Consider the following 26,154-nt stretch of genomic DNA (forward strand, 5'->3'; position numbering starts at 1 on the left):
TCTTCACCGCCGCCGTACTGGTTAAGGTCGCGGTAACCTGCCCCTGCGCATTACTCATCGGGCTGCTCTGTTTCGTCAGGGTTAACCCGGCCTCCGCTGGCTCTGTCTGCCACTCAATGTCGATCGGTTTACCCGCTACCGGCCTGCCATGCGCATCCTCCACCGTCGCCGTGAAGGTATAAGTATCGGTACCGTTGTTGTAGCGCACTTTGTCTTTCTCCACTTCCACCGTCACGCCGGTGACGCGATAACTGTCGCTGAGCTCCATAAAACTGACTTTTCTATCCGCATTCACCGCCGTTTGCTGGCTGGCCGTCTTCGCCGACACCTGCACACCAGTCACCGCCGCCGTGCTGGTTAACGTCGCGGTGACCTGCCCCTGCGCGTTACTCACCGGATTGCTCTGTTTCGTCAGTTTTAACCCGTCAACTTTTGAGTCGATCTGCCAGTCGATATCAATCGGCTTATCTGCTACCGGTTTGCCATACGCATCCACTACCATCGCCGTGAAGGTATAACTGTCGGTGCCGTTGTTGTAGAGCCCGCTGTCTTTATCCACTGTCACACGGGTGACTCGATAGCTGCTGCTGGACTCAGTAAAGCTGACTTTTTTATTCGTAGTAACACGTTCGCCATTAATACTGACGCTGACTTGTATATCGGATAATGGTGTTGTACTGGTTAATGTCGCAGTCTGTTGCCCATTTTTATCTGTTGCTTCTGAATCAGGCTTTAATTTCAATCCCGGATCTTTTTTATCCGTATCCCAAACCAATTTAGCATTTTCTATCGGCGTCTTTTTGTCAGCGCCAAGCAGGGTAGCTGTATAGACATATTTCGCATTGCCATCAGCAATTAAAGGATCGGTAGTATTAACACTCAAAGAGATATTACGTTGTAATACATGAATTTGTACTTGCACATTCTGCTGAACATCTTTACTTGTACCTGTGATGGTATAGTCATTTTTGCCATCAGGCTGATATTCCGGTAACTGAATTGTATAACCATGAGTACTTTCTATATTTATAATCCCGCCATTCTTCTGGAATAATTCAGGTATATCCCAAGTGATATTTTTGAATGGAGTATCAGATTGAATTTGTATTGGTTTAATTTCACCACCGTAACCACCAATTTCTATTACAGGGACCAGTAACCTAAAATGTTGCTGTTTTTTCAGATAATTCAAAATAATATTATTATTTCTTTCAACTAAGTCGTAACGACTTCCTGCTAAACTTCGTAGTGAAGAAACATTTTCTGGTGAAAGTTGTTCTGATAACGGAACACCAAATCGGTAATTCACATTCAATGAAAATATACCATCGCTTTTTCCCTCTTTCCCTAATTTATAGTCAACTCCTGCTGTGAATAGTGGAACCGGGGTATAATTTACCCCAATAGTTGCAGCATATGGATCTTTTTGCCTATTGTTAGTTCCGAATAACGCAACATTATCACCAAAATATTGTTCATATTTTATTTTAGCGCCGAGGGATGGCATTGAAGGTAAATACATGTCGGCAATCAAGTCATAACCATTTGCCGGGCGCTCATAATAATTGGCTAAATCACGGGAGTTATGCCAATCACTCAGGCGAAAATATGCGTTAGCAGACATTTTTAGGTAGTTAGTCCACAATTCACCACCCAGGCTGAATCGGCTATTATTACCGGTTAAATCATTATCGTAAAAAGTGTTCGCTCCATACATCCAGTTATTTATGAATAAACGGGTTCCAACCCCTAAATTCACTGTGTCACGGCTATCTTTATGACGATATCCATATTGAGAGTAAACAAGCCAGTGATCTTTATCGTCATAGAAAGGAACGAGTAAATCTACAGAACTTTCATCCAGGTGCCCATGATGATCAATATTTAGATTAATTTTGGCTGTACCAAACTGTGATAGCCATTTCTGAGTATTATTGGTTATCTGACTATTTAATTTATTGACAACATAATCTTGGGCTAATTTTTTTGGATCTGAATTTAACAATCCCAGGAGTTCAGTACCGCGAGATAGGATTAAAGGGGGAGTATTTTGATTATCATCTTTATGACTATTTTCATATAACTGGGGTATTTTGGGTTTTTCATCGCTATCGTTTTTTCCTATTGCGCTTCTCTTTGATAAAAAATCACCACACCGCCTCTGACCTGATCGCTTTTTCTCTTTATTAGTAACGTTTTCATGTAATTTATTGCTAGCCTGTCCGGTTATCGGTTTTTTTCTATCAATATCATGCTTTATAACTGCTTCTGGATATTCCTGACAATTTTCAACACCAATCAAAGACTTTCCTGGTTCAGATAAAACAGGGTAACTTTTTAGTAGCATAAGCGCTGCAAATAAAAAACAGACCAGTAGCGCACTCTTATTTATCTTATAACTCATTAAGTTACGTAAAATACGATTGATGTTCATCAGTAATACCATAAAACTCTTACCTTTATATTCAGTTATAGATATTGAGCACATTAAATGACTTTCTATAACTTTGTATAATGAATATAAATTATCAGCCGATAACCATTAGTAATCACTTAGCAAAACAAAAACCGCAGGAAACCATTTTCTAACACGGTATTCAGTATTTATACAATTTTCATTAAAAACATAAGCAGAAAACCCGTTGTACAAGTATTCCAACGGGTTTTCTGTTTATACCCGTTATCTTTCAAGCTGCCTCTTTGTTGGCTGCACTCACTCACCCCGGTCACATAGTTATCTATGCTCCCGGGGATTCGCTCCCTTGCCGTCGCGATGCAACTTGAAATCTATTAGGTATACTTGTAATAACTGAGTTCGCACTCAGTGATTATGGTTATTATGGTTTTTCCGGCCGTTGAACTCGAACATTAATTACTCGTCCATCGGGGATATCGCATAGTTCACCATCATTATAATAAATGACTTCTCCATCACCATTAACGCTCTTAACACGTTTATTTTGAGCAAATATCGGCGCATCTTTATTTTGACGATGGTAACATTCAATGGTTATATTGCCATTAGATGGATCTACTGATTCACAAACCCAAATCAGATTTAACCCGTTGCTATCTGCCGGAACGATAGTACCACCGTGAATTCCCCATGCTCCATCTTTAGCAAAACCGTTGCAGCCGCTGATGCGATATTTCCCTATATCTATCCGCTCGACAGTCATACCTTCCGCTTCACGGGTTAGCTCATAAGTTCCGTCTGGATGAATATTCACTACAGGGCTGGATACTTTGAGATTGCCGTTAGTATCGGCAATGCAATTATCATTAAAAACTGCAATAGGGTTACCGTTATATCTCAACTTCTCGCCAACTGTCAGCCTGCCATATTTTTTTTCATTGCAAATATCAAAATCCGATGACCCATCACCGGGAACCCCAATGTAGGCGGTTCTTTTTCCTCCCTCAAAAAACTGAAAATATGCATGTCTACCCGTGTCATATATTATATTAAAAATGCCTCCGGCCCCCTTTAAATTTGCCGATCCAGCATCAATCCTCCCCTCAGGAGAAACAGAAAAAACCCGATTGTTATTAAAATATGCAACCAACTCACCACCGATTGTTAATTTGCCAGATTTTTTTTCGTTACAAATATCAAAATCCGGTGAACCGTCACCTGGAAATCCAACGTAAGCTGTTCTTTTTGCTCCCTCAATAAACTGACAATATGCATGTTTACCCGTGTCATGAATTATATTAAAAACTCCGGCATTCCCCCTTATACTCGCCGACGCAGCTTCAATATGACCTGCGGGAGAAACAGAAAAAACCCGTTTGCCATTAATATCTATCGTATATCCGTAGGTATCAACACTACCGCCACGCACAATACCGGTTTTAATATAATTGTCATACCAATTGTAAAGCGTAAACCCGACTATCTCACTTGCCGGTTTAACTCCCTGCAAAGAAACTAACATAGTCGCATTACGTTCAGTAGGCAGTGTTTCAACCTGTTTAAACCTAAAATACTGTGGATAATTCCCCCCATTGGCCGATACCGCATTTTTCGCCAATTCCACTGTTTCCGATAAGCCGAGGTTTTTCACAAACGCGTTTTTATCAGGAATATCTGCGCCATTTTGATTTTTTGCCAACCGGTTATTCGCATTATCATTTACATCAGAAACAAGTTTCTGCGTTACCGCGAGGGTATTGCTGTTGCCGGTTTTATCTGTGAGCTGAATAACACCTTTTTGTGTTAATGAGGCACTTGGCACTTCTATTGCGATTTTTTGTTCTAACGCTCTATTTAATTGAACAATAAGTTTAGCAATATCCCCATCATCCAGAACATCATTGCCGGAATATGTTGCGATAAAATTGGCCAAAACAGATGTTATTGTCGATGACTGACGTAATACCTTGTTTAGTAAATGAGTCGTAATGTTTTCTGGTGGAAACCCCGTCTTCAAACTCCGGCTTTCTTCATATCCTTCTTGACTGACTACATTAGCATTATTACTAATAGAAAAAGCTTTAAAATCATTTTTTTGACTCATATATCCTCCTAAAATTATAAAAACATCATTTCATAATCAACATATTGAATTATCGTAAAAATCGTTCCGAATAACTTATTTTAATTATAGTTTATCTCGAAAAAACAATAATGAAACTTTCTTGTGACTCAGGTAGTTAATTATTTTTGTACTACTGACAACAATAAAAGATTCAATATTTTCAATCCAGAAAGATATCAAAACTATTTATGCTTAATATCTGTAAGTAACTTTTCTCCTTCCAATTTCCTCTCAAAAATTTTCGTAACAATATTTCCTCACTTTCAAACTGAACTTTGTACTTGTAGCCCCCGACAGGTAAACTATTCTTCTTTTTGTTTTACTGCCTAAAAGTGAAGAAAAATAGTGAGTAACATAAAATTAATCGTCGGTCTGGCTAATCCCGGTGCTGAATATGCCCAGACTAGACACAACGCCGGAGCCTGGTATGTTGACCTGCTCGCTCGGAGCCACAATCAATCACTGAAAGAAGAGAGTAAATTTTTCGGTTATACCGCCCGAATTAATATCTGTGGTTACGATGTTCGTCTGTTAGTCCCGACGACATTTATGAATCTCAGTGGTAAATCTGTCGCTGCTCTTGCCTCTTTTTACCGCATCCAACCGGACGAAATTCTGGTGGCCCATGATGAACTCGATTTACCGCCAGGAGTGGCAAAAATGAAACTGGGTGGTAGTCATGGCGGTCATAATGGCTTGAAAGATATTCAGAACAAATTTGGCAATAATCCTAACTTTCACCGCTTACGTATCGGTATCGGTCATCCCGGCGACAAAAATAAAGTAGTCGGCTTTGTGTTAGGCAAACCACCAGCCAGTGAACAAAAGCTGATCGATGATGCGATTGATGAAGCACTGCGTTGTACTGATATTCTGATGAAACAAGATATGGATAAGGCAATCAATCGCTTACATAGCTTCAAAGCCAACGCTTAATGACATGGAATCGATAAATCTTGTCTGTAAGATCGTGATAGCCCGCCATTCCGTGTATAATGGCGCCAATTTTTTTTGACTCATCGAACAGGCTAACACAGCCTTTTGATTTATAAGTAAATTAAGGTGAAAATCATGGGATTCAAATGCGGTATCGTTGGCCTGCCTAACGTCGGAAAATCAACATTATTCAATGCGCTGACTAAAGCAGGTATCGAAGCAGCAAACTTCCCGTTCTGCACCATTGAACCCAACACCGGTGTAGTCCCTATGCCAGATCCACGGCTTGAACAACTAGCGGAAATTGTGAAACCTCAGCGAATCCTACCGACCACGATGGAATTCGTCGATATTGCTGGTCTGGTAAAAGGCGCCTCAAAAGGTGAAGGCTTAGGCAACCAGTTTTTGACTAACATTCGTGAAACAGAAGCTATCGGTCATGTTGTGCGCTGCTTTGTCAATGACAATATCATTCACGTTTCTGGTCAAGTAGACCCTGCTGCTGATATTGAGATCATCAATACCGAATTAGCCCTTTCCGATCTGGACACCTGCGAACGAGCCATTCATCGTGTCCAGAAAAAAGCGAAAGGCGGCGATAAAGATGCCAAAGCAGAACTGGCCGTGCTGGAAAAATGTCTGCCTCATCTGGAACAAGCGGGTATGCTGCGGGCGTTGGATCTCAGTACCGAAGAGAAAGCCGCTATCCGCTATCTGAGTTTCCTGACGCTGAAACCCACCATGTACATCGCTAACGTCAACGAAGAAGGGTTTGAAAACAACCCACATTTGGATGCGGTTCGGGCAATTGCAGAAAAAGAGGGTTCCGTAGTGGTACCGGTTTGTGCGGCAGTAGAAGCGGATATCGCCGAGCTGGAAGATGATGAACGCGCAGAGTTTATGGCTGAACTTGGTCTGGAAGAGCCCGGTTTAAATCGCGTTATCCGCGCTGGCTATCAGTTACTGAATCTGCAAACTTACTTCACTGCCGGCGTAAAAGAAGTTCGGGCATGGACCATCCCGGTTGGCGCAACCGCACCACAAGCCGCCGGTAAGATCCATACTGATTTTGAAAAAGGTTTTATTCGCGCACAAACCATCTCTTTTGAAGATTTCATCTCTTACAAAGGTGAACAAGGGGCAAAAGAGGCCGGCAAGATGCGTTCAGAAGGTAAAGACTATATCGTTAAGGATGGCGATGTGATGAACTTTTTGTTTAATGTCTAAATCATTTCTGTAGTCTCAAAGCATCTCAGGATGTTTCATGGAGACAATAAATACACTTAAAATCCACGCGGTTGCGTGGATTTTTCAGATTGCTGACACGCCTCGTTTAAAATAACGGGGTTTGTTTGAAAGACATCAAAGTGATGCAAGCCTTACAGAAAGGTCAAGCATCACCGTGATATTACCGCCATTCTCAGGGCTAAATGCGCCTGTTACGAGCAACGAATTACAGGTTCAACTGAGCCTGTATTTTTTCTATCTCCTTTATCCACTGCTGTTGAAGGTGCGGTTTCTGGTGAGCAATCTTACGTTTCCTATCGACTTCCAGTTTTTCTTCAAGATGAAACAGGCGCTCCAGTAATTGCTCTTCCGGCAATAAGAGAGGTTGCAACCTGCCGTCAGCAATGTGGGAGGCATAGCGGCCGTACTCCTTGTGTTTACTTTGCTGCTGACCCATCTGTTCAATTTGCTGATAAATAGCCTCAATATCGTAATACTCTTCCAACTGGTTGTTATTGATAAACCAAAAACGCTGACAGCTATTTTCAATCAACCAGCGATCATGGCTAACAACAAGTAATGCACCACTAAATGTCGCAATTTGCTCACACAGCGCTTCTTTACCTTCAATATCCAAGTGGTTAGTCGGCTCATCCAGTATGATCAATTCATATTTCGCCAAACTCAGTCCTACAAACAGTAACCTTGAACGTTCACCGCCACTAAGGGTAGCCACTTTCTGCTGATGGCGCGAGTAAGCAAAACCAGCGCCGATCAGAGCCATCTTGCGCTGTTCGTCTGTCAGTGGCGCAAATGGCCGTAACGCATCTGTCAAGCTGTCATTATCATGCAATTGGTGCAATTGCTGATCGTAATAACCTGCTGTAATGGCCGGATGGAATTTTATCTCGGGACTGTGGCGCACCTCTGAGAGATAGCGTTGCCACAACAGTCGCAATAAGGTTGATTTACCACAACCATTGGCACCAATGATAGCAATGCGATCACCACTTTTTACCTGATGAAAACCGGTGGTAAACAGCGGCATTGAGCTACCCTGTACTGTTATGGCGGCATAGTCAAACTCAAGAACGCGATCAGCCTGAATAGGCTGACCAGTTAATGCCAACTGCCACTGGTAACCTTCCGTCAATACTGTCTGCGCATCTTTCAGGCGCTCAACATGTCTTTCCATCTGTTTCGCTTTGCGTGCCAGATCCTCGTTATCATAAACGCGTCCCCAGATTGCAAGACGTTTGGCGCTGGACGTGATTCGATCAATCTCTTTCTGTTCAAACTGATGGCGATGTTCATCGCTTATGTCTTTCTCTACAAGTGCTTGCCGGGCCTTAGAGCAGGGTAAACGATAAAAATAGAGGGTCTTGTCGCGCAATATCCATGTGCAATTAGTGACCTTATCGAGCAAAGCCTGATCGTGGGAAACCAGAATAAAACTACCTTTCCAGGATTGAAGAAAATTACCCAGCCACCATAGGGTAGGTAAATCCAGATGGTTACTCGGCTCATCCAGTAATAGCAGATCAGGCTCCTGTATTAATGCCCGGCCTAATAGCAAACGTGTGTGTTGCCCGCCGCTGAGCTGACTGGCAGGCTGTGCCCACAGGGCTTCAGCAAAACCTAGCTGTGTCAGAAGGATTTCCGCACGCCAGCGCTCTGTCACACGTTCATCAGCAGGTAATTTTTGCAAAACTGCATCGATCAATGGCTGATTTTCCACGTCTTCCGGTAAATGCTGCTCAATATAGGCAGTCACACAATGGCTGGCATAGTGAATAGCGCCGCCGCTGGGAAGTAGCTGTGCCGTCAATAATTTTAATAGCGTACTTTTTCCACTACCGTTATGACCAATCAGACCGATACGATCACCAGCCTGAATAGTGAAAAAGACATCATTCAGCAATGTGCTGGTTGATGTTTCGTAACAAATTGATTTTACAGATAATAATGTGCTCATGGCTTACTCATTTTTCAGGCGTGAAAACGCCCGGGTTAAGTCGGGAACGACAACCCAGTAAGCTGAGGAAGAGATTTTTTTGGATAACTTCGCTCAGGCAGGATTATCGCAGTGTAATACTGTGAAAGCCTGAGCTTTGGCGATTACCAAAGAAGTGTGAATATTCGATCACATCACACAACATCATAATTAGCCTCCTTAATTTATTTTTCCAAGTTGAACGGTGCTGTTATCGTAACAAAGCTGTTTGTTTATAAGCAAACAATAATATTAAAACTCCTAAAATCCGCGTAGCTACGCGGATTTTTTATTTCCTAAACTACCAATAAGTCTGACCATAAATTGCAATTTGCACATTATTCAGTAACAAATCACAAAGCGCCATTTATTCCCGTCATCTTTCAAGTTGCCTCTTTGTTGGCTGCATTCACTCACCCCGGTCACATAGTTATCTATGTTCCCGGGGATTCGCTCCCTTGCCGCCGCGATGCATCTTGAAATCTATTGGGTATATTCCCGATGGTATTATTCTTGTGGTTTTTCCGGCAGTTGCACTCGAACATTAATTACTCGTCCATCGGGGATATCGCATAGCTCGCCATCATTGTAATAAACAACTTCCCCGTCGCCGTTAATACTCTTAACACGCTTATTTTGCGCAAATATCGGCGCATCTTTATTTTGACGATGATAACATTCGATGGTTATATCGCCACTGGATGAATCTACCGATTCACAAACCCAAATTAGATTTAATCCATTGCTGTCTGCCGGAACGATAGTACCACCGTGAATTCCCCATTCTCCATCTTTAGCAAAACCATTGCAGCCGCTAATACGATACTTCCCGATCTCTATCCGCTCGACAGTCATGCCTTTCGCTTCGCAAGTTAACCGATAAGTTCCGTCTGGATGAATATCGACCACTGGACTGGAGACTTTAAGATTGCCATTCGTATCCGGCTTGGCGTTGCTTGTTGACCAGACTTTATACCACGGATTCCATTTATTAATGTTACCGTCACCATTATGGGTTCTATAGTGTAATTCGCTCTTCTGCACGTATGTAGAGTGGATCATCAGCTCATAACCCTTAAAGGTCCCATATCCTCCTGAAAATCTCATTCCGGGACCATGTACTCCTGGGCCATTTAACCCTGCTGGATATGCAAAATATGTTGAATTCTGAGGAATGTTATCAAAATTATCGATTGTAGAAGCTGTATTATTCCCAACAACAACCGGTTTTGTACTAATTACTTCTAAACCAAGATTTTCTACAAATGCTTTTTTATCAGGAATATCTGCGCCATTTTGATCTTTTGCCAATCGGTTATTAGCATTATCATTTATATCAGAAACTAGCTTCTGCGTTACCGCAAGGGTATTACTATTGCCGGTTTTATCTGTGAGCTGAGTGATACCTTTTTGTGTTAATGAAGCATTTGGTACTTTGGTTGCAATTTTTTGTTCTAATGCTTCATTTAATTGGGCGGCCAGTTTAACTATATCCCCATCGTCCAAAGCATCATTGCCGGAATATACCGCGATAAAATCAGCCACAACAGATGCTATTGTTGACGACTGACGTAATACTTTATTAAGCAAATGAACAGTAATATGCTCTGGTGGAAATCCAGTCTTTAAATTTGGACTCTGTTCATATTCTTCTTGACTCACTACATTAGCATTATTGCCAATAGAAAAAGATTTAAAATCATTTCTCGGACTCATACACCCTCCAAAATCAAATAATATTATTTTATAAATAACATATTGAACTATTGTAAAAATCATTTCCCATAAATCACTTCAATCATAGTCTAACTTAGAAAAATAATAATGGAATGTTTTTACAACTTAGATTAACAACTATTTTTATAATTGATAGAAATAAAAATTAGACTCCCCAAAATCAAACATATATTAAAACAATTTTCATCCGACATATGAGAATAACGCTTCCACATTTATTTCATCTAGAAAATATTTGTGATAATATTTTCTTTCCAAGAATAAGTAAGGTGAACCATATAAAAAATATTTTAACCAATAAGTTAATATAATTGCTCGTAATTATTTATTTTTCAATAAATATGAATCAAAATAGACCAACAAATAATTAACAATAAAACACATTATTAGAAAACAATAAATAAACAGCAAAACAATATAATGTAAGATTATTCAATAAAAACAACCAAAACACAAATTTTGCTGTAATGGACTTTACATATTACATTTTTACACTATTATTAAAAGATTAGATATATATTTTTACCTATTGATTAAAATATTATCGGTTTTCAGGAACATATGTTTATCACATAAATAAGACCCTATATTATTGATATAAAATAAATTATCGTTTCTGACTCTGAAACTCATTTTAAGTAAAAAATAAAAATCAATTACTTATCTAATAAATCCATAAAGGAAAAAACCATGAGAGATATATTAACAAATTATGATCATAAAATTAAAGATATTCAAGAGTGGATAGAATACATTAAACACAGAGGAGAAAAATATCCTAAAACTCAGCAACATTCAGATAATATTTTTACTCATTTCTTAGAAAAGGAAAATCTTTCTGATATACAAAGTCCAGCCAGTGTGGCAGCTACAGATAAATACATACTATTCGCAAAGAAATCGGCCACACCAAATAAATATCCGGTCAGCGTCACTGAAGGCCTACAAACTATCATCAATTTATGTCGAGTAGCATCCGGCTATGATCCATTGGAACCAGAAGGTAATGGCAATGCACAGAAATTCATTGCATTCACAGAAGAAATAGCAAAAGTTCCCTTTCTCTCTTTACTATGGACAGATAAAAATACGATTACTCAACAAAGTCATGATACCAATGTCTTGATCGATTCTTTTGTCGAAGCCTTTCGAGGGTTATCTCCCCAAGATAAAATTAAAATTAAAACTTATTTGAAAGAGTTGATTAATACCGCCTTATCATATGCCGATCAAAAAGAAAAGAAATCTAACCTGGTACAATATGCTCTGGCTAAAACCCCAAATGGGGCGTCACTCTTACTTTATTCTTCTGTGCTAACAATAAAGAAAGTAGATAACAAGGGTACTATTAAATTCACCTCTCATTATAATCTTTGCCAGGCAGAGTATAATCTCAGCCAGAAAATGTGGGAAATAGTAAAATCTGCATTCGAGAAAGAAGATAAGATAACTATAGAATATTTAATTGATTGTATGACAACCAAAATGAAGACATAAATTAAAAAATTTCTATAAGTAGATTAATTGATTTATATCAACAATATTATTAACAATATGTAATGAGATTATTTCTAGTTATTCAATAAAGTCATCAAGTTAAAAAATAGACAAATATAATATAAAGAATAGAATATGAGATCAATATATATAAAATTAATTATCTTAAAATGTGAATTTCTAAATAGTATTTTAATACTAATATGAAAATATCACATGAACAACTATTTATCCGTGAAGAACAAGTTAAATTACATACCCTTAATATTTGATAGTGAAAAATACCCACTTACGGATATACTTAGTTTACACAAAAATATATTTAATATTTATCAATAAAAATTCAAAATAAAATATTCACTTACATAAATAATAATTCACAGAGAATAAAAATATGCTTTATTTATGGAATATTACCAAGCTAAAAAAACTGTAATATTAAGTACATGATTATCGATTTACCTCACTGTTAAAAATAAGGTTAAATATTGTTCCCTATTTTCAACAGTACTCTAACATTCAATCTCTAACTTAATAAATCTATTAAGGATAAAAATCATGGAAAACATCTTAAATAATCCTGATTATGCAGTTAAAAAAGCCCAAGAATGGATAGAACAAATTGAAAAAGGAGGAACAAGGCTCCTCAAAGATTGGGAACGTTCAGACAATATTATTATGAATTATTCTGATGCTGGAGATGCTTCTGACGTACAGAGCCCAGCTAATGGCGCAGCGACAGGAAATTATACACAGCTTGCAAGAGATTCTTCCACACCATCTAGAAATCCACTAAGTATTGCCGAAGGTTTGCAAACTGTTATTAATATGTGCCGTGCGGTCTCAGGCTATAATCCTTTAGATCCTCAAGGCCCAGGCAATAAAAAGAATTTCTTCTCATTTACAGAAGAATTATCTGGCGTTCCCTTCCTTTCTTTGCTGTCAGCAAGCACGCAATATGTTATTCAAAAAAGCCATGATGCAGATGTTTTGATCAACTCTTTCCTGGAAAATTTCTTAGGGTTATCTAGTCAGGAGAAAGAGCAGATGAAAATCCCGCTGAGGCAACTGGCTATTGCTGCATTATCCTATGCAGGTAGAAGGCAAACTCAATCCAATTTTGTGCAAAGTGTTCTTGCTACCTCACCAAGAGGCGGCGTGTCATTCTTCTTGTATTGGTCTGAGTTTTCAATCATCGCTTCCGAAGATGATAAAGGCATGATCGAATTCAAATCTAGTTACCTCCTGCCACAAGCAGAATATAACCTGAGATACGAATCATGGTTAAATGTAAGACCTGCATTCGAGAAAGCACAAAAGGTATCATTAGAAGATTGGATCAACAGTATGACCACGCGGAAAAAACCAGGAAGTAACGTAAGAGCGCTCTGTATAGAATAATGCGGTGAAATAACCCCAATGGTGTCTGCAAAAGCGTCGTGGACACCATAAATTTCATTAAACAGGCGATAAACCACGGTAATTATTTTTCGCTGGCCCAATTCTCAACACGAAGGCCAAGAACCCGCTTAAATTCGCGCACATTATTAGTCACGATAATCAACCCTTGGCTTCTGGCATGTCCTGCTATTTGATTGTCATAAGCCCCAATGCATAAACCGCTCTGCTCAAGCTCTGCGATGATCTGACCGGCATGTACAGCAGCCTTACTATCGAAATCCAATATCCTCAACCGAGTAATGAATCCCTCAAGAATCTTCATATTGCTTTCAGGATCTCCCGATTTCTCTGCGCCTTTAATCAGTTCCATCAACGTCACCGTGCTGATACACAATTGGTCGTGATGAAGCAGAAAAGCTTCACGCACTCTCTGGGGCCGATTCTTGAGGGTATAGATGCAAATACAGGTATCAAGCATGTATTTCAACATCAAAATCCCTCACGCTCTTGTACTAGCGGCTGCTCGCGTTCTACCATAAAATCGTCCGTAACACTAGGACCATCAAACCAACTGTCCCAAGACTCACCAGCCGGCGTGATTATGCGAGTACGGCCTACAGCGACAACATCAACCCGCTTCACATCTTCCGGAAAAGCGACAACTTTAGGAAGTCGAACTGCCTGAGAACGATTGCTTTTAAATATCGTTGTTTGAGCCATAAAATTTTCCTCATATAGGGATATACTTGTTGTATATCCATAATAAGCATTAAAAAAAGAGCATGTCAATAAAATATACCTAATCTTTCTTAATTAAATACCGCTGCTTTCTCCATGAAATTCTCCTTAATCGGGATTAATATCAGGCCATTTCAGCCAATAATGTATGGCAAATATTACCTAAAGTCTGCATAGCACGTTCCATTTCCTGATTCCAATCAAAAGAGGCATTAAGGCGGAAGGCATGATTAAACTGTTCGCTGGTACAAAACATACTACCCGGCGCAATGCTGATCCCTTCTGCCAATGCTAGCTGATAAAGCCGCTGTGCATTGAACAAAGGTTCAAATTCCAACCAGAGGAAATAGCCGCCTTTAGGGCAATTCACTTTTACTGAAGCGGGCATATAGTCACCAATCGCTCGCAACATCAGGTGTTGACGTTGCTCCAATGTGCGACGAAGGCGGCGTAAGTGGTTGTCATATCCCCCCTCCGCCAGATAATCAGCAATTGCCAATTGCGTCGGCATGCTGGCAGAAACGGTGCTCATCATTTGTAGCTGTTGGATTTTCCTGGCATGTTTTCCTGCTGCAACCCAACCTACCCGAAATCCCGGCGCCAAACATTTAGAAAACGAGGAGCAATGCATGAAGTTGTTTTCACTATCCAACCCTTTCGCCGGTATAGGCCGTTGTTGATCAAAATAGAGTTCGCCATAAACATCATCTTCAATTAGCACCACTTGATTACTGTTCAGGATATCCACCAGCCGTAATTTACTTTCAGCAGACATCGTTCCCCCTAGCGGATTCTGAAAGTGAGTCATTAACCAACAGGCTTTTATCGGGTATTTCTGAACTACCTCCTCCAGCGCATCCAAATCAATACCGTTTTGTGGATCAGTTTTGACGGCTATCGCTTTCAAGCGTAAACGTTCAATCGCTTGTAAAGCACCGTAAAAAGCCGGTGATTCAATCACGACCCAATCACCCGGTTCAGTCACCGACTGTAAACTGAAACTCAGTGATTCCATCGCGCCAGCGGTAATGACAATTTCATCAGGAGAAACATGAATACCATGCATTGCATAGCGGCGCGATATGTTACGGCGTAACTTATCATTGCCCGGCGGCAAATTGGCTAAAGCGCTATGTGGCGCTATTCGCCTGGCTGCCGCCGCTAACGCTTTAGAGAGTTTAGGTTGAATCAATAAGGATGGATCTGGAAATGCTGAACCAAACGGAATAATCGCAGGATCTTTGCACGCCTGTAATACATCAAAAATAGAAGCGCTTATTTCCACGCTTTCACTTAAATGTAATCGCTTTCCCCCTTTTGCTGCGGCAAAAGGTTGCAAACGTTTAGCGACGTAATAACCCGATTGAGGCCGGGAAATGATCCATCCCTGACTTTCTAATAATTGATAAGATTGAACAACAGTCATCAAACTTAAGCCTGACAACTTCACTGATTCTCTCAATGAAGGTAATCTATCTCCCACCAGCCAAGTACCATCTTCAATATGTTGAAGAATTTGTTTGGCAAATTGTTCATAACGCTTCATCAATTCAGACCTCTCGCAAACTGTTATAGTTAATATACAGAAAACTGTCACTATTATAGTTATTTTTTTCATGCTTTACTTACCCACACACATTTCCTGCCTTTATTCAAACTAAAAATAAGAGGTCACTATGTTTGGTTTAAGTGCCTTGGAACTGGCCAGAATTCAATTCGCGTTTACCGTCTCGTTTCACATTATCTTTCCGGCGATTACCATCGGGTTGGCAAGTTTTTTAGCGGTACTGGAAGGGTTATGGCTGAAAACCCGGAATACCGATTACAAAGCGCTATATCATTTCTGGTCAAAAATTTTTGCCGTTAACTTCGGCATGGGCGTGGTTTCCGGTCTGGTTATGGCTTATCAGTTTGGCACCAACTGGAGTTTTTTCTCTGATTTTGCTGGTTCGATCACCGGCCCATTGTTGACTTACGAAGTACTGACCGCGTTCTTTCTTGAAGCGGGTTTTCTCGGCGTTATGTTATTTGGCTGGAATCGTGTAGGTGAAAAATTACATTTCTTCGCCACCTTGATGGTTGCGCTAGGTACTCTGATATCCACGTTTTGGATACTGGCCTCCAATAGCTGGATGCAAACCCCGCAAGGCCACGAAATTGTCAATAATCAGGTCGTCCCCGTCGACTGGCTGGCAGTGATATTTAATCCCTCCTTTCCATATCGCCTGGCTCATATGTCTACTGCGGCCTTCCTCGCCTCAGCATTCTTTATTGCAGCTTCAGCGGCATGGCATTTATTAAAAGGCAATGACTCGACAGCAATGAAAAAAATGCTATCCATGTCGATGTGGATGATTCTGATTATTGCGCCTTTACAGGCATTGATTGGTGATGCTCACGGTCTTAACACCCTTAAGCATCAACCCGCCAAAGTTGCGGCAATGGAAGGCCATTGGGAAAATCTTCCCGGCGAAGCCACGCCGCTGATCCTGTTTGGTATCCCGGATATGGAACGGGAAGAGACGCGTTATGCCATTAAAATTCCTTATCTCGCCAGTCTGATTTTGACTCACAGTATCGATAAGCAGGTTCCTGCGCTTAAGGAGTTTCCACCGGAAGACAGGCCAAATGCGCTTATGGTCTTCTGGTCATTTCGAGTGATGGTCGGCCTCGGTATGTTGATGATAATTGCCGGCTTTTGGGGGCTTTGGTTACGCTATAAGAGACGGCTTTATCAGTCAAAAGCCTTCCTGCGTTTTATATTCTTGATGGCGCCTTCCGGCCTGATCGCCATTCTTGCCGGTTGGTTTACTACCGAAATAGGCCGTCAACCGTGGGTCGTTTATGGTTTGCTACGCACCAAAGATGCGGTATCTGCACACGGTGAAATACATATGAGCATCAGTCTGTTGCTTTTCATCGCGGTTTACAGCTCGGTATTTGGTGTGGGTTACGCTTATATGATGAAACTTATCCGCAAAGGTCCCAAAAAGGAGTTAAAAAATGGGTATTGATCTGCCGTTAATCTGGTTCATCATCATTGTGTTCAGCATCATGATGTACATTGTCATGGACGGTTTTGATCTTGGGATTGGGCTGCTTTATCCCACGGTTAAAAGCGATAGCGACCGCGATTTAATGATGAACAGTGTTGCGCCGGTGTGGGATGGTAACGAAACCTGGCTGGTGCTTGGCGGCGCGGGGTTATTCGGTGCTTTTCCTCTGGCTTACGCCGTTATCCTTGATGCATTAACAATCCCCCTGACATTAATGTTATTTGGCCTGATCTTCCGTGGCGTCGCCTTTGAATTTCGTTTCAAAAGCGCGCCTGAACATCGTCATATCTGGGACAAAGCCTTTATCAGCGGCTCCGTAATGGCGACGTTTGTTCAAGGCGTAGTAGTGGGTGCCTTTATTCAAGGGTTCCCAGTAGAAAACCGGGCTTACGCCGGCGGCTATTTTGATTGGTTCTCACCCTTCCCCCTATTTTGCGGTTTTGGACTGGTGGTTGCCTACGCGCTGTTAGGTTGTGGCTGGCTGATTATGAAAACCGAAGGTCACCTCCAACAAGAGATGTACCGTGTCATTCGCCCGCTCATTTTTCTAATGCTGGCAGTTATCGCCATTATCAGTTTATGGACGCCATTCATTCATCCGGCAATAGCTGAACGTTGGTTCAGTCTACCTAACTTGTTGTTCTTCCTACCTGTGCCACTGTTGGTGGTCTGGGCTGGCTGGAAACTTTTGCATTCCATCAAACGTAAAGCCCATTACACACCGTTTCTATTAGCACTGTTGTTAGTTTTTCTTGGCTACAGTGGATTAGGCATCAGTATCTGGCCTAACTTGATTCCACCGACAATCAGTTATGAAGCCGCGGCAGCGCCACAACAAAGTTTAGGTTTTATGCTGGTCGGCGCCCTACTTATCATCCCAGTGATTCTGGTTTACACCTATTGGAGCTACTACGTTTTTCGGGGGAAAGTTAACCATGAACAAGGCTACCACTGATCAAGTTGCCACTAATCAAAACATCCCACGCCCTTCTGTATGGAAACGGATAGGCTGGATGGTAATGATTTGGTTATGCAGTGTGATGGCTCTTTTTGCTGTTTCCACACTATTTCGCCTTTTAATGACAGCAGCGGGTATGAAATTGAAGTAATTATTAACACTATTTAATAAATTGAGCTAAAGTTTTCATCAGTATTGCAGAACGGAATCTTAACCTGATGAAAGCAAGTTCAAATAACACCATTTTCAAAAATCAAAAACTGTTTGTAATCAACTCCATTATAAATTTATTTTTACTTTTTATCCTGTTGTTGATTAATAAACCGTCGATTACAGATTTAATTTTACCGTTATTGATAATGTTAAGTATTACAAATGTCTACTTTCTGATAAAAGTGGTACATAACTCTGTTCCTGTTAAAGAATGGCAACATGCAAGATACAAAGCAGAAATTAACGCTCTGAAACAAAAAAATGGCTATTTGGATTTTCTCTGTCAAAGCCATTTCAGACTCCAAAATTGTAAACTGCTACCGGAAAAGCTTCAGGAGATTTTTTCCCATCTCAATCGCCTGATCCCTTTCTGTGAAGCCAAAATCATCTTTTATCCATCACAACAAGAATATTTCTTCCGCAATCCTCACCAATGTCCCTATTTCGATATGCCGCTTATTACGAGATGGAATCTAGATGACAACATTGATAACTATGGAATACTCTGGATAAAAACACACAGAAATAGTGATCTTACTCCTGATGAAAAAAAACTGGTCCAGGATGTGGTGACTTTAATGACAAATAAACTATTACGGGAAAATCAGATCCAATGCCAACACCAGAGTATGTTGGCCGCAGAGAGAGCCGCTATTTCCCGTGAACTGCACGATTCCATTGCTCAATCCCTCTCTTTCCTTAAGATTCAAGTTAATTGCTTATACATCGGCAGTGATAATTTACCCAAGCAAAGTTTAACCTCACTGAATATGATTAAAGATGAGTTGAATATTGCCTATCGCCAGCTAAGAGAATTACTGGCAACGTTCAGGAATGAACAACCTCAATGTAATCTACAAGCATCTTTACAGGACTTGATTAATGAATTTAACCACCGTCTAGGCTTCAACATTGAATTCAATTACCGCCTGACACATCAGCACATTCCTGACAGTTACAGCAAACATTTGATACAAATCATTAGGGAATGTTTGAATAACTGTTATAAGCATGCCGATGCCAATTGGATTAGTGTCCGCATTTATCCGATTGATAACAAAATTATTACAGTTGTCAGTGATAACGGCCAGGGTATCAATCTGAACTGCATTAATAAGAACAAATTTGGCATGGCTATTATGCAAGACAGAGTTTCTATCTTGGGTGGACAATTACAGATAAAAAATCGTAAACATGGTGGTACAGAAGTAGAAATTCAATTTTCACTGGATTGAAAAAGGCAGATAAATCTCATTATCGGCAGCAATGCAATTTGTTGAATGATAATAATTAGCATTTGCGTTCATTGCTGTTACACTAAATTTGGTTTTATCAGATAATAACCTTCGGTAAATTTTCCAGAGGAATTTTACGTGACTAATAGAATAATTGAAGAAAAAAATATTTACCGCCCTGCACCACCAAGGCTTGTTCAGGTAAAAAACATTTTCGACGTGACACCTAATATGCGCAGTATTACTTTCACCAGTGAGTGTCTGGATAGTTATCCCACTGAATGTGAAGGCGGGCACCTAAAGATATTCTTACCGCTTCCGGGGCAGACCAAACCCGTATTACCTACTTTATCCCCAGAAGGCCCAATATGGCCGCCGAGTGAACTGCGTCCAATTACTCGCACTTACTCGGTTCGGGCCATCCGCACCGAACAAAAAGAGATCGATATTGAATTTGCACTACACCACAACGGCGGCCCGGCAGTGGAATTTGCTTATCGAGCCCAAATTGGCGATTGGATCGGCATCACTAACCCCGGCGGCCCAGATCCATTATTGCCAAAAGTCAGCCATTATTATATGGCCGGCGACCCAAGCTCCCTACCGGCTATTGCCGCGTTACTGGAAACAGTAAAACCAGATGCGACTGGACAAGTTATTATTCGTATCGATAGTGAGCAAGATATTCAGGAATTAAAAAAACCGGCTGGAATAGCAGTTCATTGGATCACCGGTGATGTTGAAATAACTGACACAATCGTATCTGAATTCAAATCCTGGTCATTACCAACAGAAGACGTCACTTTCTGGCTTGCCGGTGAAGATAAGTTGGTTAAAGAACTTCGTCGCTATATTCGCCGAGAAAAAGGCTATGAACGTCACCAGCTATATGCTATTCCCTACTGGAGGCACGGCTTTGATGAGGAAGGTTATCATGTCCTGCGCCATGAAGTGATGGATAGCGACGATTAACAGCCTTACATATTTATACTCGCTTGATCCCTCTCCTATTGAAATCAGAGGATGAGGGAATCAGCGATATTGATATTATCAGCAAGATCACTTAAAACGAGATTTTTAAAACCGAAGAAATGAGATTGACGATAACTCAATCTCTATTGAATTTGTAACACTTTCTTACAAATTATTTTTTCATAAATTAAAAAAATGAAAATTTTCCTTGCTATTTACTGATGATTTAATAATCATAATTTAAGTTCCATCATATGGACAGTATGAAGGAAATTCTAGCTCCTGCTCCCTTTGTTCAAAGGGATTAATCGATGGGATACATTTTTGTATTCCTGTCGTTCAACTCACTATTACTCACGGCATAAGCGGTGTTTCTTATCTGTGGTAATAGGATTTTGGCTCTCATATTTCTTTGGCGACGAAATCAATTACTGCTATCCAAACGGGATATTTATGCTGATTTCATCAGCATGATGATGAAGGTGATTGATAGCCGGACGGGGAAGTCTTATGAGACTTTCAACCCATGACATGCGGACTCGTGCCTATATAACGTTAATAGTAAGGAAAGAGTATCAATGAGCAAATTAAGCCCACTCGATTGTCTTGACTGTAAAAACATGCTGAAAAACTGGCTGGAATTTCAGTTGGTGGATGAACAAGGGAAACCCTTGGTCAATATGCCTTATCGTTTGAAAATCCGTGGAAATCCTCGGCTAGGACGTAAAGGGGTTACCGATGGTAATGGATTATTAAGGGAAGAAGATATGCCGCCCCATCCGGTAACCCTGTATATCGGCGCCCAACCGCTGGCCGATGAAATGGAACAACGTTCGTTGCGGGAAAAACGGGGAGAGGAATTTTCAGTAGTGAAGCCAAAAGCAGAAGCGGAAGGTCATCAATATCGCTATGTGACTATCGGGCAGATCAGTGATGGGTTGCCGGCGCTAAATGATTGGAATGATCCCAAAAAAATTCCACCTCCCTATCATTTCCCAGACCCGGAACCAAAAGGCTATGAGGTTTATCCGGTAAATCGACGGTATGTACTGGAAGTATGTCCTTTTCGGGCATGGGTTTTGCAACTACATCATCAGAAAGAGTATTCCATTGTGAATGCCTATAATCAGTGTTTGATGAGTGTATTGGCCTATGCTGGCGGGGATGTTGATGTTGAAGGCTCTGTACTTCATTTTTTTAACCGGCAAATGGTGGATGTCTCGAAGCTGCCTTATCAGATGGAAAAGGCATCGGCGACGCCTGTAGTTTACGATGTGCCATTTAGTGAACGTTATACCCGGGTGGAGTTTATTGATTCACAAGCGGGGGACAACAAGCAGAGTGATACCAAACTGTTTTATGTTGCCAGTAAGAAAGATGTGATTGTGAGTTGGCGGGGAACGGCTAGCCTGGAGAATTACCTGACTGATGCCACCTTCCAGCCATTGGCTTTAAGCTGCGATGATGACAAAGCGTTGTGCAGCGAGTTTATTCATCATGGCAAAGTGCATAAAGGGTTTTGGGAGGCATTCAGTCTGGTTGGGAAGTTAAAAGTTCCCAGTGATGAAACTGAAACTAAAACAGTGTTTCGAAATATCGCCGGTTTGGTTACAAACAAGCGATTATTTATTTGTGGCCATAGTTTGGGAGGTGCGTTGGCATTATTGCACAGCGCACAACTAAAAGAACACAATCCTTGTCTCTACAGTTACGGGATGCCGCGAACATTAACTCGTAGTGCAGTAGAGGAATTGTCCTCCATTATCCACTATCGCCATGTTAATGAAGATGATGTAATTCCTTCTGTACCATTTGAGCAGGATATGGATAATGGTTTTTTCAATTACTGGACGCTGGCGGGGTATGACTGGGAAATCATGAAATTATTGTCACCCTCACCGATTATTCAGGCAATTAAGCAGGCGACAGCCAGTAAAGAAATTTATCTGCATCACGGCAAAGTGGTTCATTTTTTTCAAGCTAACAGTTGCCCGGAATGGCTGATTTCCGCCAGGAATGTCTCTCTTATAACGGGTATTGCCGAAGAGATATTGGATAACACCACAAAACTCTACTTAATTCCTGAGTTAAATCAGGAAACAGAAAAGGATTTTTCTCTGGCCGGTGAGCGGCAGAATGCGTTGTTTAATCAGCTCAGTCAACAAGAAAAAGACAAACTGTTTGTTGAAAACAGAAGTGCTGATTTGAAAGGCGGATTCGGTTTCTCTAACCATAGCTCGTATAAATATGCGGGTTATATTGATCAGCGCCTCAGAGAGTTATGCGAACCAGATAAGATTACGGTCTATCAGGACAGCCAGCGTCAATTTAAGGTGAAAATGGATAGTTATAAGATGCTTATCCCTGACAATGTTTACTACCGAAATCTCTATTTTCTGGATATGGATAAGCAGTTAATAAAATCACTGACTGTCAGCCAGCAGGAAGAACAAGGGGAACTGGCTTTACAGCATTACTGTGATAAACAGGAACTGTCCGTATGAAAATATTGAAGATAACGCTGTCCTTATTATTTCTCTATTTTATTTACTGGGCATTTGGCGATACCTTTTTTAACTGGCTTTTTCCTTTTTCATCTGCCGGAAAGGAGCCGTTAATTACTGTGGAAGGCATAGCGCCGAAATACACAAAACCCTATGTATCCGCACAGTATATATCAAAAAACTGTCTTAAATATCAGTTTGATGCAGGTATGTCACCTTTTAAAGTGCCGACTTATTATAGATTGCGTCTAGATGTGAAATCAGATTCACAAACCGGTTACTTTCAGGTGAAGTTACCTTTTAATGGTGGGGGCTGGTGTAAATGGAAAATTAATCGGGCCTCTGTGGCAGTGGGTTATGCCGATGTTAGTCACTTGGTGAAAGATGCTGTTCCCTCTTCAGGAACAGGATTAGCAGCCTTTATCAATGACGCAGCGCGAACAAATTATTCTGAAGCCTCTGAAACTCGTGCATTGAATACTATAGATTACAGACCGGTTATTTATCCTGTTTTAAACATGTTCGAGGGATATCCAGACGGAATTTCCTTACAGGGTGAGGTGGATTTATTTCCTTTTCGGCTGAAATTAATTCCAGGAGCGGAATGGAAAATCACCTTTAAACCTAAGCTGGATGAAACCAAAATGCCCAAAATTACTATTACTAACGGTAAGGGAGAATGGGTTGAATATCCTGATGGACGAATTGACCTTAATCGCCAAACAATAGACTACTGGAAAATAAAGTAACGTTATCAGAGTCTTCTATAAAAATCATTGACCGTCAGTCAGCAAGAAGAAAAAGGGAAACTGGCTTTACAGTACTACTGCGATGGTAAGGAACTTTCAGCATGAGGATATTAAAAATCACACTGTCATTATTACTGCTGTCTTTTATTTACTGGTCGATGGGAGATACCTTTTTTAACTGGCTATTTCCTTTTTCATCTAAGGAAAAGGGGCCGTGGATCACAGTGGAAGGTGTCATGCCGAAATACACCGAGCCGTATGTAGCAGCAAGATATATCTCAGAATCTTGTCTTGAATATGAATTTAGTGCGACGATGACACCTCATAAGGTACCGACTTACAATGTGCTTTATCAAGAAGTAACCACTGATCCCCAAACAGGTTATTTTCAGACAAAATTGCCTTTTAGTGGTGGAGGTTGGTGTAAATGGAAAATTGAGCGGACTTATGTATCGGCGAATTATACCGATGTCAGTCACCTGGTGAAAGATGCTATACCCTATTCGGGGACAGGTTTAACCGCTTTTATCAACGATGCCAAACGAGAAAATTATTCAGAAGCCTCTGAGACTCGTGCATTGAATACTATAGATTACAGGCCGGTTATTTACCCTGTTTTAGATTTGACGGAGGGATTTCCGAAACATATATCCTTACAGGGAGTAGTAGATTCGTTTCCTTTTCGGCTGAAATTAACTCCAGGAGCAGAGTGGAAAATTACCTTTAAGCCTAAGCTAGATGAAACCAAAATGCCGAAAATTACTGTCACTAACGGAAGGGGGGAGTGGGTTGAATATCCTGATGGCAGAATTGATTTAAATAGAGATTCTATTGATTACTGGAAAATAAAGTAACGTTATCAGAGTCTTCTATAAAAATCATTGACCGTCAGTCAGCAAGAAGAAAAAGGGAAACTGGCTTTACAGTACTACTGCGATGGTAAGGAACTTTCAGCATGAGGATATTAAAAATCACACTGTCATTATTACTGCTGTCTTTTATTTACTGGTCGATGGGAGATACCTTTTTTAACTGGCTATTTCCCTTTTCATCTAAGGGAAAGGGGCCGTGGATCACAGTGGAAGGCGTCATGCCGAAATACACCGAGCCGTATGTAGCAGCAAGATATATCTCAAAATCTTGTCTTGAATATGAATTTAGTGCGACGATGACACCTCATAAGGTACCAACCTACAATGTGCTTTACCAAGAGGTAACCTCTGATCCCCAAACAGGTTATTTTCAGACAAAATTGCCTTTTAGTGGTGGAGGTTGGTGTAAATGGAAGATTGAGCGGGCTTATGTATCGGCGAATTATACCGATGTCAGTCACTTGGTGAAAGATGCTATACCCTATTCGGGGACAGGTTTAACCGCTTTTATCAACGATGCTGACCGAGAAAATTACTCTGAAGCCTCTGAGACTCGCGCACTGAATACTATAGATTACAGGCCGGTTATTTATCCTGTTTTGAAAATGGTTGAGGGACGTCCAAACAGAGTTTCCTTACAGAATGTGGTGGATTCGTTTCCTTTTCGGTTGAAATTAACTCCAGGAGCGGAATGGAAAATCACCTTTAAACCTAAGCTGGATGAAACCAAGATGCCTAAAATTATTATCCCACCAGGTGAAGAACCCTCAAGAGTTGAATATCCTGATGGCAGAATTGATTTAAACAGAGACTCTATTGATTACTGGAAAATAAAGTAGTTCTATCAGAGTTTCCAATAAAAATCACTGACCGTGAGCCAACAGGAAGAACAAGGGAAACTAGCTTTACAACATTACTGTGATAAGAAGGAACTATCCGTATGAAAATATTGAAAATAACGCTGTCCTTATTATTTCTCTATTTTATTTACTGGGAGTTTGGTAACACCTTTTTTGACTGGCTTTTTCCTTTTTCACCTGACGAGAAGAAACAGTTGATTACGGTGGAAGGTGTCGTGCCGAAATACACAAAACCGTATGTATCTGCGCAGTATATCTCAAAAGACTGTCTTAGATATCAGTTTGATGCAGGTATGTCGCCTTATCAAGTGCCGACCTATTATGGATTGGATTTGGATGTAAAATCTGATCCGCAAACCGGTTACTTTCAGGCGAAATTGCCTTTCAATGGTGGAGGATGGTGTAAATGGAAAATCAACCGAGCGTTTGTGGCAGTGGGTTATGCCGATGTTAGTCACCTGGTGAAAGATGCGGTTCCCTCTTCAGGAACAGGATTAGCTGCCTTTATCAATGACGCAGCGCGAACAAATTATTCTGAAGCCTCTGAGACTCGCGCACTGAATACTATAGATTACAGACCGGTTATTTACCCTGTCTTGAAAATGGTTGAAGGGAGTCCAAACAGAGTTTCCTTACAAGGCAAGGTAGATTCGTTTCCTTTTCGG

21 protein-coding genes are annotated in these 26,154 nt (G+C 40.7%); 14 read left to right on the plus strand and 7 right to left on the minus strand.

Annotated elements, in window-relative coordinates; all coding sequences use genetic code 11:
• A partial coding sequence (locus tag OO184_RS21385; protein WP_265380918.1) for an inverse autotransporter beta domain-containing protein occupies positions 1-2,434 on the minus strand: 2,434 nt, incomplete at its 3' end.
• A 403-nt stretch (positions 2,435-2,837) separates the two neighbouring features.
• Entirely contained in the window at positions 2,838-4,520 is a 1,683-nt protein-coding gene (locus OO184_RS21390) for a phage tail protein (RefSeq protein WP_265380919.1), read from the minus strand.
• Positions 4,521-4,886: 366 nt separating this feature from the next.
• Here OO184_RS21390 and pth point away from each other — a divergent pair, with 366 nt between their 5' ends.
• Together pth and ychF are read left to right on the plus strand one after the other, a co-directional pair.
• Complete coding sequence (gene pth / locus OO184_RS21395; RefSeq protein ID WP_265380920.1) at positions 4,887-5,477, plus strand: aminoacyl-tRNA hydrolase; 591 nt, start codon at positions 4,887-4,889, stop codon at positions 5,475-5,477.
• A 135-nt stretch (positions 5,478-5,612) separates the two neighbouring features.
• Positions 5,613-6,704: a redox-regulated ATPase YchF gene (gene ychF, locus OO184_RS21400; RefSeq protein ID WP_265380921.1), complete on the plus strand. Its 1,092-nt coding sequence runs from the start codon at positions 5,613-5,615 to the stop codon at positions 6,702-6,704.
• A gap of 226 nt (positions 6,705-6,930) precedes the next feature.
• Here ychF and OO184_RS21405 read toward each other — a convergent pair whose 3' ends face one another.
• A complete protein-coding gene (locus tag OO184_RS21405; RefSeq protein ID WP_265380922.1) occupies positions 6,931-8,679 on the minus strand; it encodes an ABC-F family ATP-binding cassette domain-containing protein in 1,749 nt (582 codons plus the stop codon).
• A 525-nt stretch (positions 8,680-9,204) separates the two neighbouring features.
• On the minus strand, positions 9,205-10,413 hold the full coding sequence (locus OO184_RS21410) for a phage tail protein (RefSeq protein WP_265380923.1): 1,209 nt from the start codon (positions 10,411-10,413) through the stop codon (positions 9,205-9,207).
• 711 nt (positions 10,414-11,124) lie between these two features.
• Between OO184_RS21410 and OO184_RS21415 the strand changes: the two genes are divergently transcribed.
• The gene (locus OO184_RS21415; RefSeq protein ID WP_265380924.1) at positions 11,125-11,931 is read left to right on the plus strand and encodes a hypothetical protein; all 807 of its coding nucleotides are present in this window, start codon (positions 11,125-11,127) and stop codon (positions 11,929-11,931) included.
• A gap of 558 nt (positions 11,932-12,489) precedes the next feature.
• Complete coding sequence (locus OO184_RS21420) at positions 12,490-13,332, plus strand: hypothetical protein (protein ID WP_265380925.1); 843 nt, start codon at positions 12,490-12,492, stop codon at positions 13,330-13,332.
• 82 nt (positions 13,333-13,414) lie between these two features.
• On the opposite strand, the gene vapC is transcribed toward OO184_RS21420, so the two are convergent.
• The 3 genes from vapC to OO184_RS21435 all read right to left on the minus strand — a co-directional run bounded on the left by vapC (position 13,415) and on the right by OO184_RS21435 (position 15,616).
• On the minus strand, positions 13,415-13,822 hold the full coding sequence (gene vapC / locus OO184_RS21425) for a type II toxin-antitoxin system tRNA(fMet)-specific endonuclease VapC (protein ID WP_265380926.1): 408 nt from the start codon (positions 13,820-13,822) through the stop codon (positions 13,415-13,417).
• The gene (vapB, locus tag OO184_RS21430) at positions 13,822-14,052 is read right to left on the minus strand and encodes a type II toxin-antitoxin system VapB family antitoxin (RefSeq protein ID WP_265380927.1); all 231 of its coding nucleotides are present in this window, start codon (positions 14,050-14,052) and stop codon (positions 13,822-13,824) included. Before vapB ends, vapC begins: the two co-directional genes overlap by 1 nt.
• 142 nt (positions 14,053-14,194) lie before the next feature.
• Complete coding sequence (locus tag OO184_RS21435; protein WP_265380928.1) at positions 14,195-15,616, minus strand: aminotransferase-like domain-containing protein; 1,422 nt, start codon at positions 15,614-15,616, stop codon at positions 14,195-14,197.
• A gap of 130 nt (positions 15,617-15,746) precedes the next feature.
• Here OO184_RS21435 and OO184_RS21440 point away from each other — a divergent pair, with 130 nt between their 5' ends.
• The 10 genes from OO184_RS21440 to OO184_RS21485 all read left to right on the plus strand — a co-directional run.
• Entirely contained in the window at positions 15,747-17,084 is a 1,338-nt protein-coding gene (locus tag OO184_RS21440; RefSeq protein ID WP_265380929.1) for a cytochrome ubiquinol oxidase subunit I, read from the plus strand.
• Positions 17,074-18,081 (plus strand): cytochrome d ubiquinol oxidase subunit II, encoded by a 1,008-nt coding sequence (cydB, locus tag OO184_RS21445; RefSeq protein ID WP_265380930.1) that lies wholly within the window; start codon positions 17,074-17,076, stop codon positions 18,079-18,081. Before OO184_RS21440 ends, cydB begins: the two co-directional genes overlap by 11 nt.
• Entirely contained in the window at positions 18,062-18,235 is a 174-nt protein-coding gene (locus tag OO184_RS21450) for a DUF2474 domain-containing protein (protein WP_265380931.1), read from the plus strand. The genes cydB and OO184_RS21450 overlap by 20 nt, the downstream gene beginning before the upstream one ends.
• Before the next feature lie 208 nt (positions 18,236-18,443).
• A complete protein-coding gene (locus OO184_RS21455; RefSeq protein WP_265380932.1) occupies positions 18,444-19,532 on the plus strand; it encodes a histidine kinase in 1,089 nt (362 codons plus the stop codon).
• Positions 19,533-19,670: 138 nt separating this feature from the next.
• Entirely contained in the window at positions 19,671-20,504 is an 834-nt protein-coding gene (locus tag OO184_RS21460) for a siderophore-interacting protein (RefSeq protein ID WP_265380933.1), read from the plus strand.
• A 578-nt stretch (positions 20,505-21,082) separates the two neighbouring features.
• The gene (locus OO184_RS21465; protein ID WP_265380934.1) at positions 21,083-23,008 is read left to right on the plus strand and encodes a Tle2 family T6SS lipase effector; all 1,926 of its coding nucleotides are present in this window, start codon (positions 21,083-21,085) and stop codon (positions 23,006-23,008) included.
• Entirely contained in the window at positions 23,005-23,757 is a 753-nt protein-coding gene (locus OO184_RS21470) for a hypothetical protein (RefSeq protein WP_265380935.1), read from the plus strand. The genes OO184_RS21465 and OO184_RS21470 overlap by 4 nt, the downstream gene beginning before the upstream one ends.
• A 101-nt stretch (positions 23,758-23,858) precedes the next feature.
• Complete coding sequence (locus OO184_RS21475) at positions 23,859-24,611, plus strand: hypothetical protein (RefSeq protein WP_265380936.1); 753 nt, start codon at positions 23,859-23,861, stop codon at positions 24,609-24,611.
• A 101-nt stretch (positions 24,612-24,712) separates the two neighbouring features.
• Positions 24,713-25,468, plus strand: a complete 756-nt coding sequence (locus OO184_RS21480) for a hypothetical protein (RefSeq protein ID WP_265380937.1) — start codon at positions 24,713-24,715, stop codon at positions 25,466-25,468.
• A 101-nt stretch (positions 25,469-25,569) separates the two neighbouring features.
• A partial coding sequence (locus OO184_RS21485; protein ID WP_265380938.1) for a hypothetical protein occupies positions 25,570-26,154 on the plus strand: 585 nt, incomplete at its 3' end.

This window comes from Photorhabdus aballayi, from assembly GCF_026153155.1.
GTDB classification, from domain to species: domain Bacteria; phylum Pseudomonadota; class Gammaproteobacteria; order Enterobacterales; family Enterobacteriaceae; genus Photorhabdus; species Photorhabdus luminescens.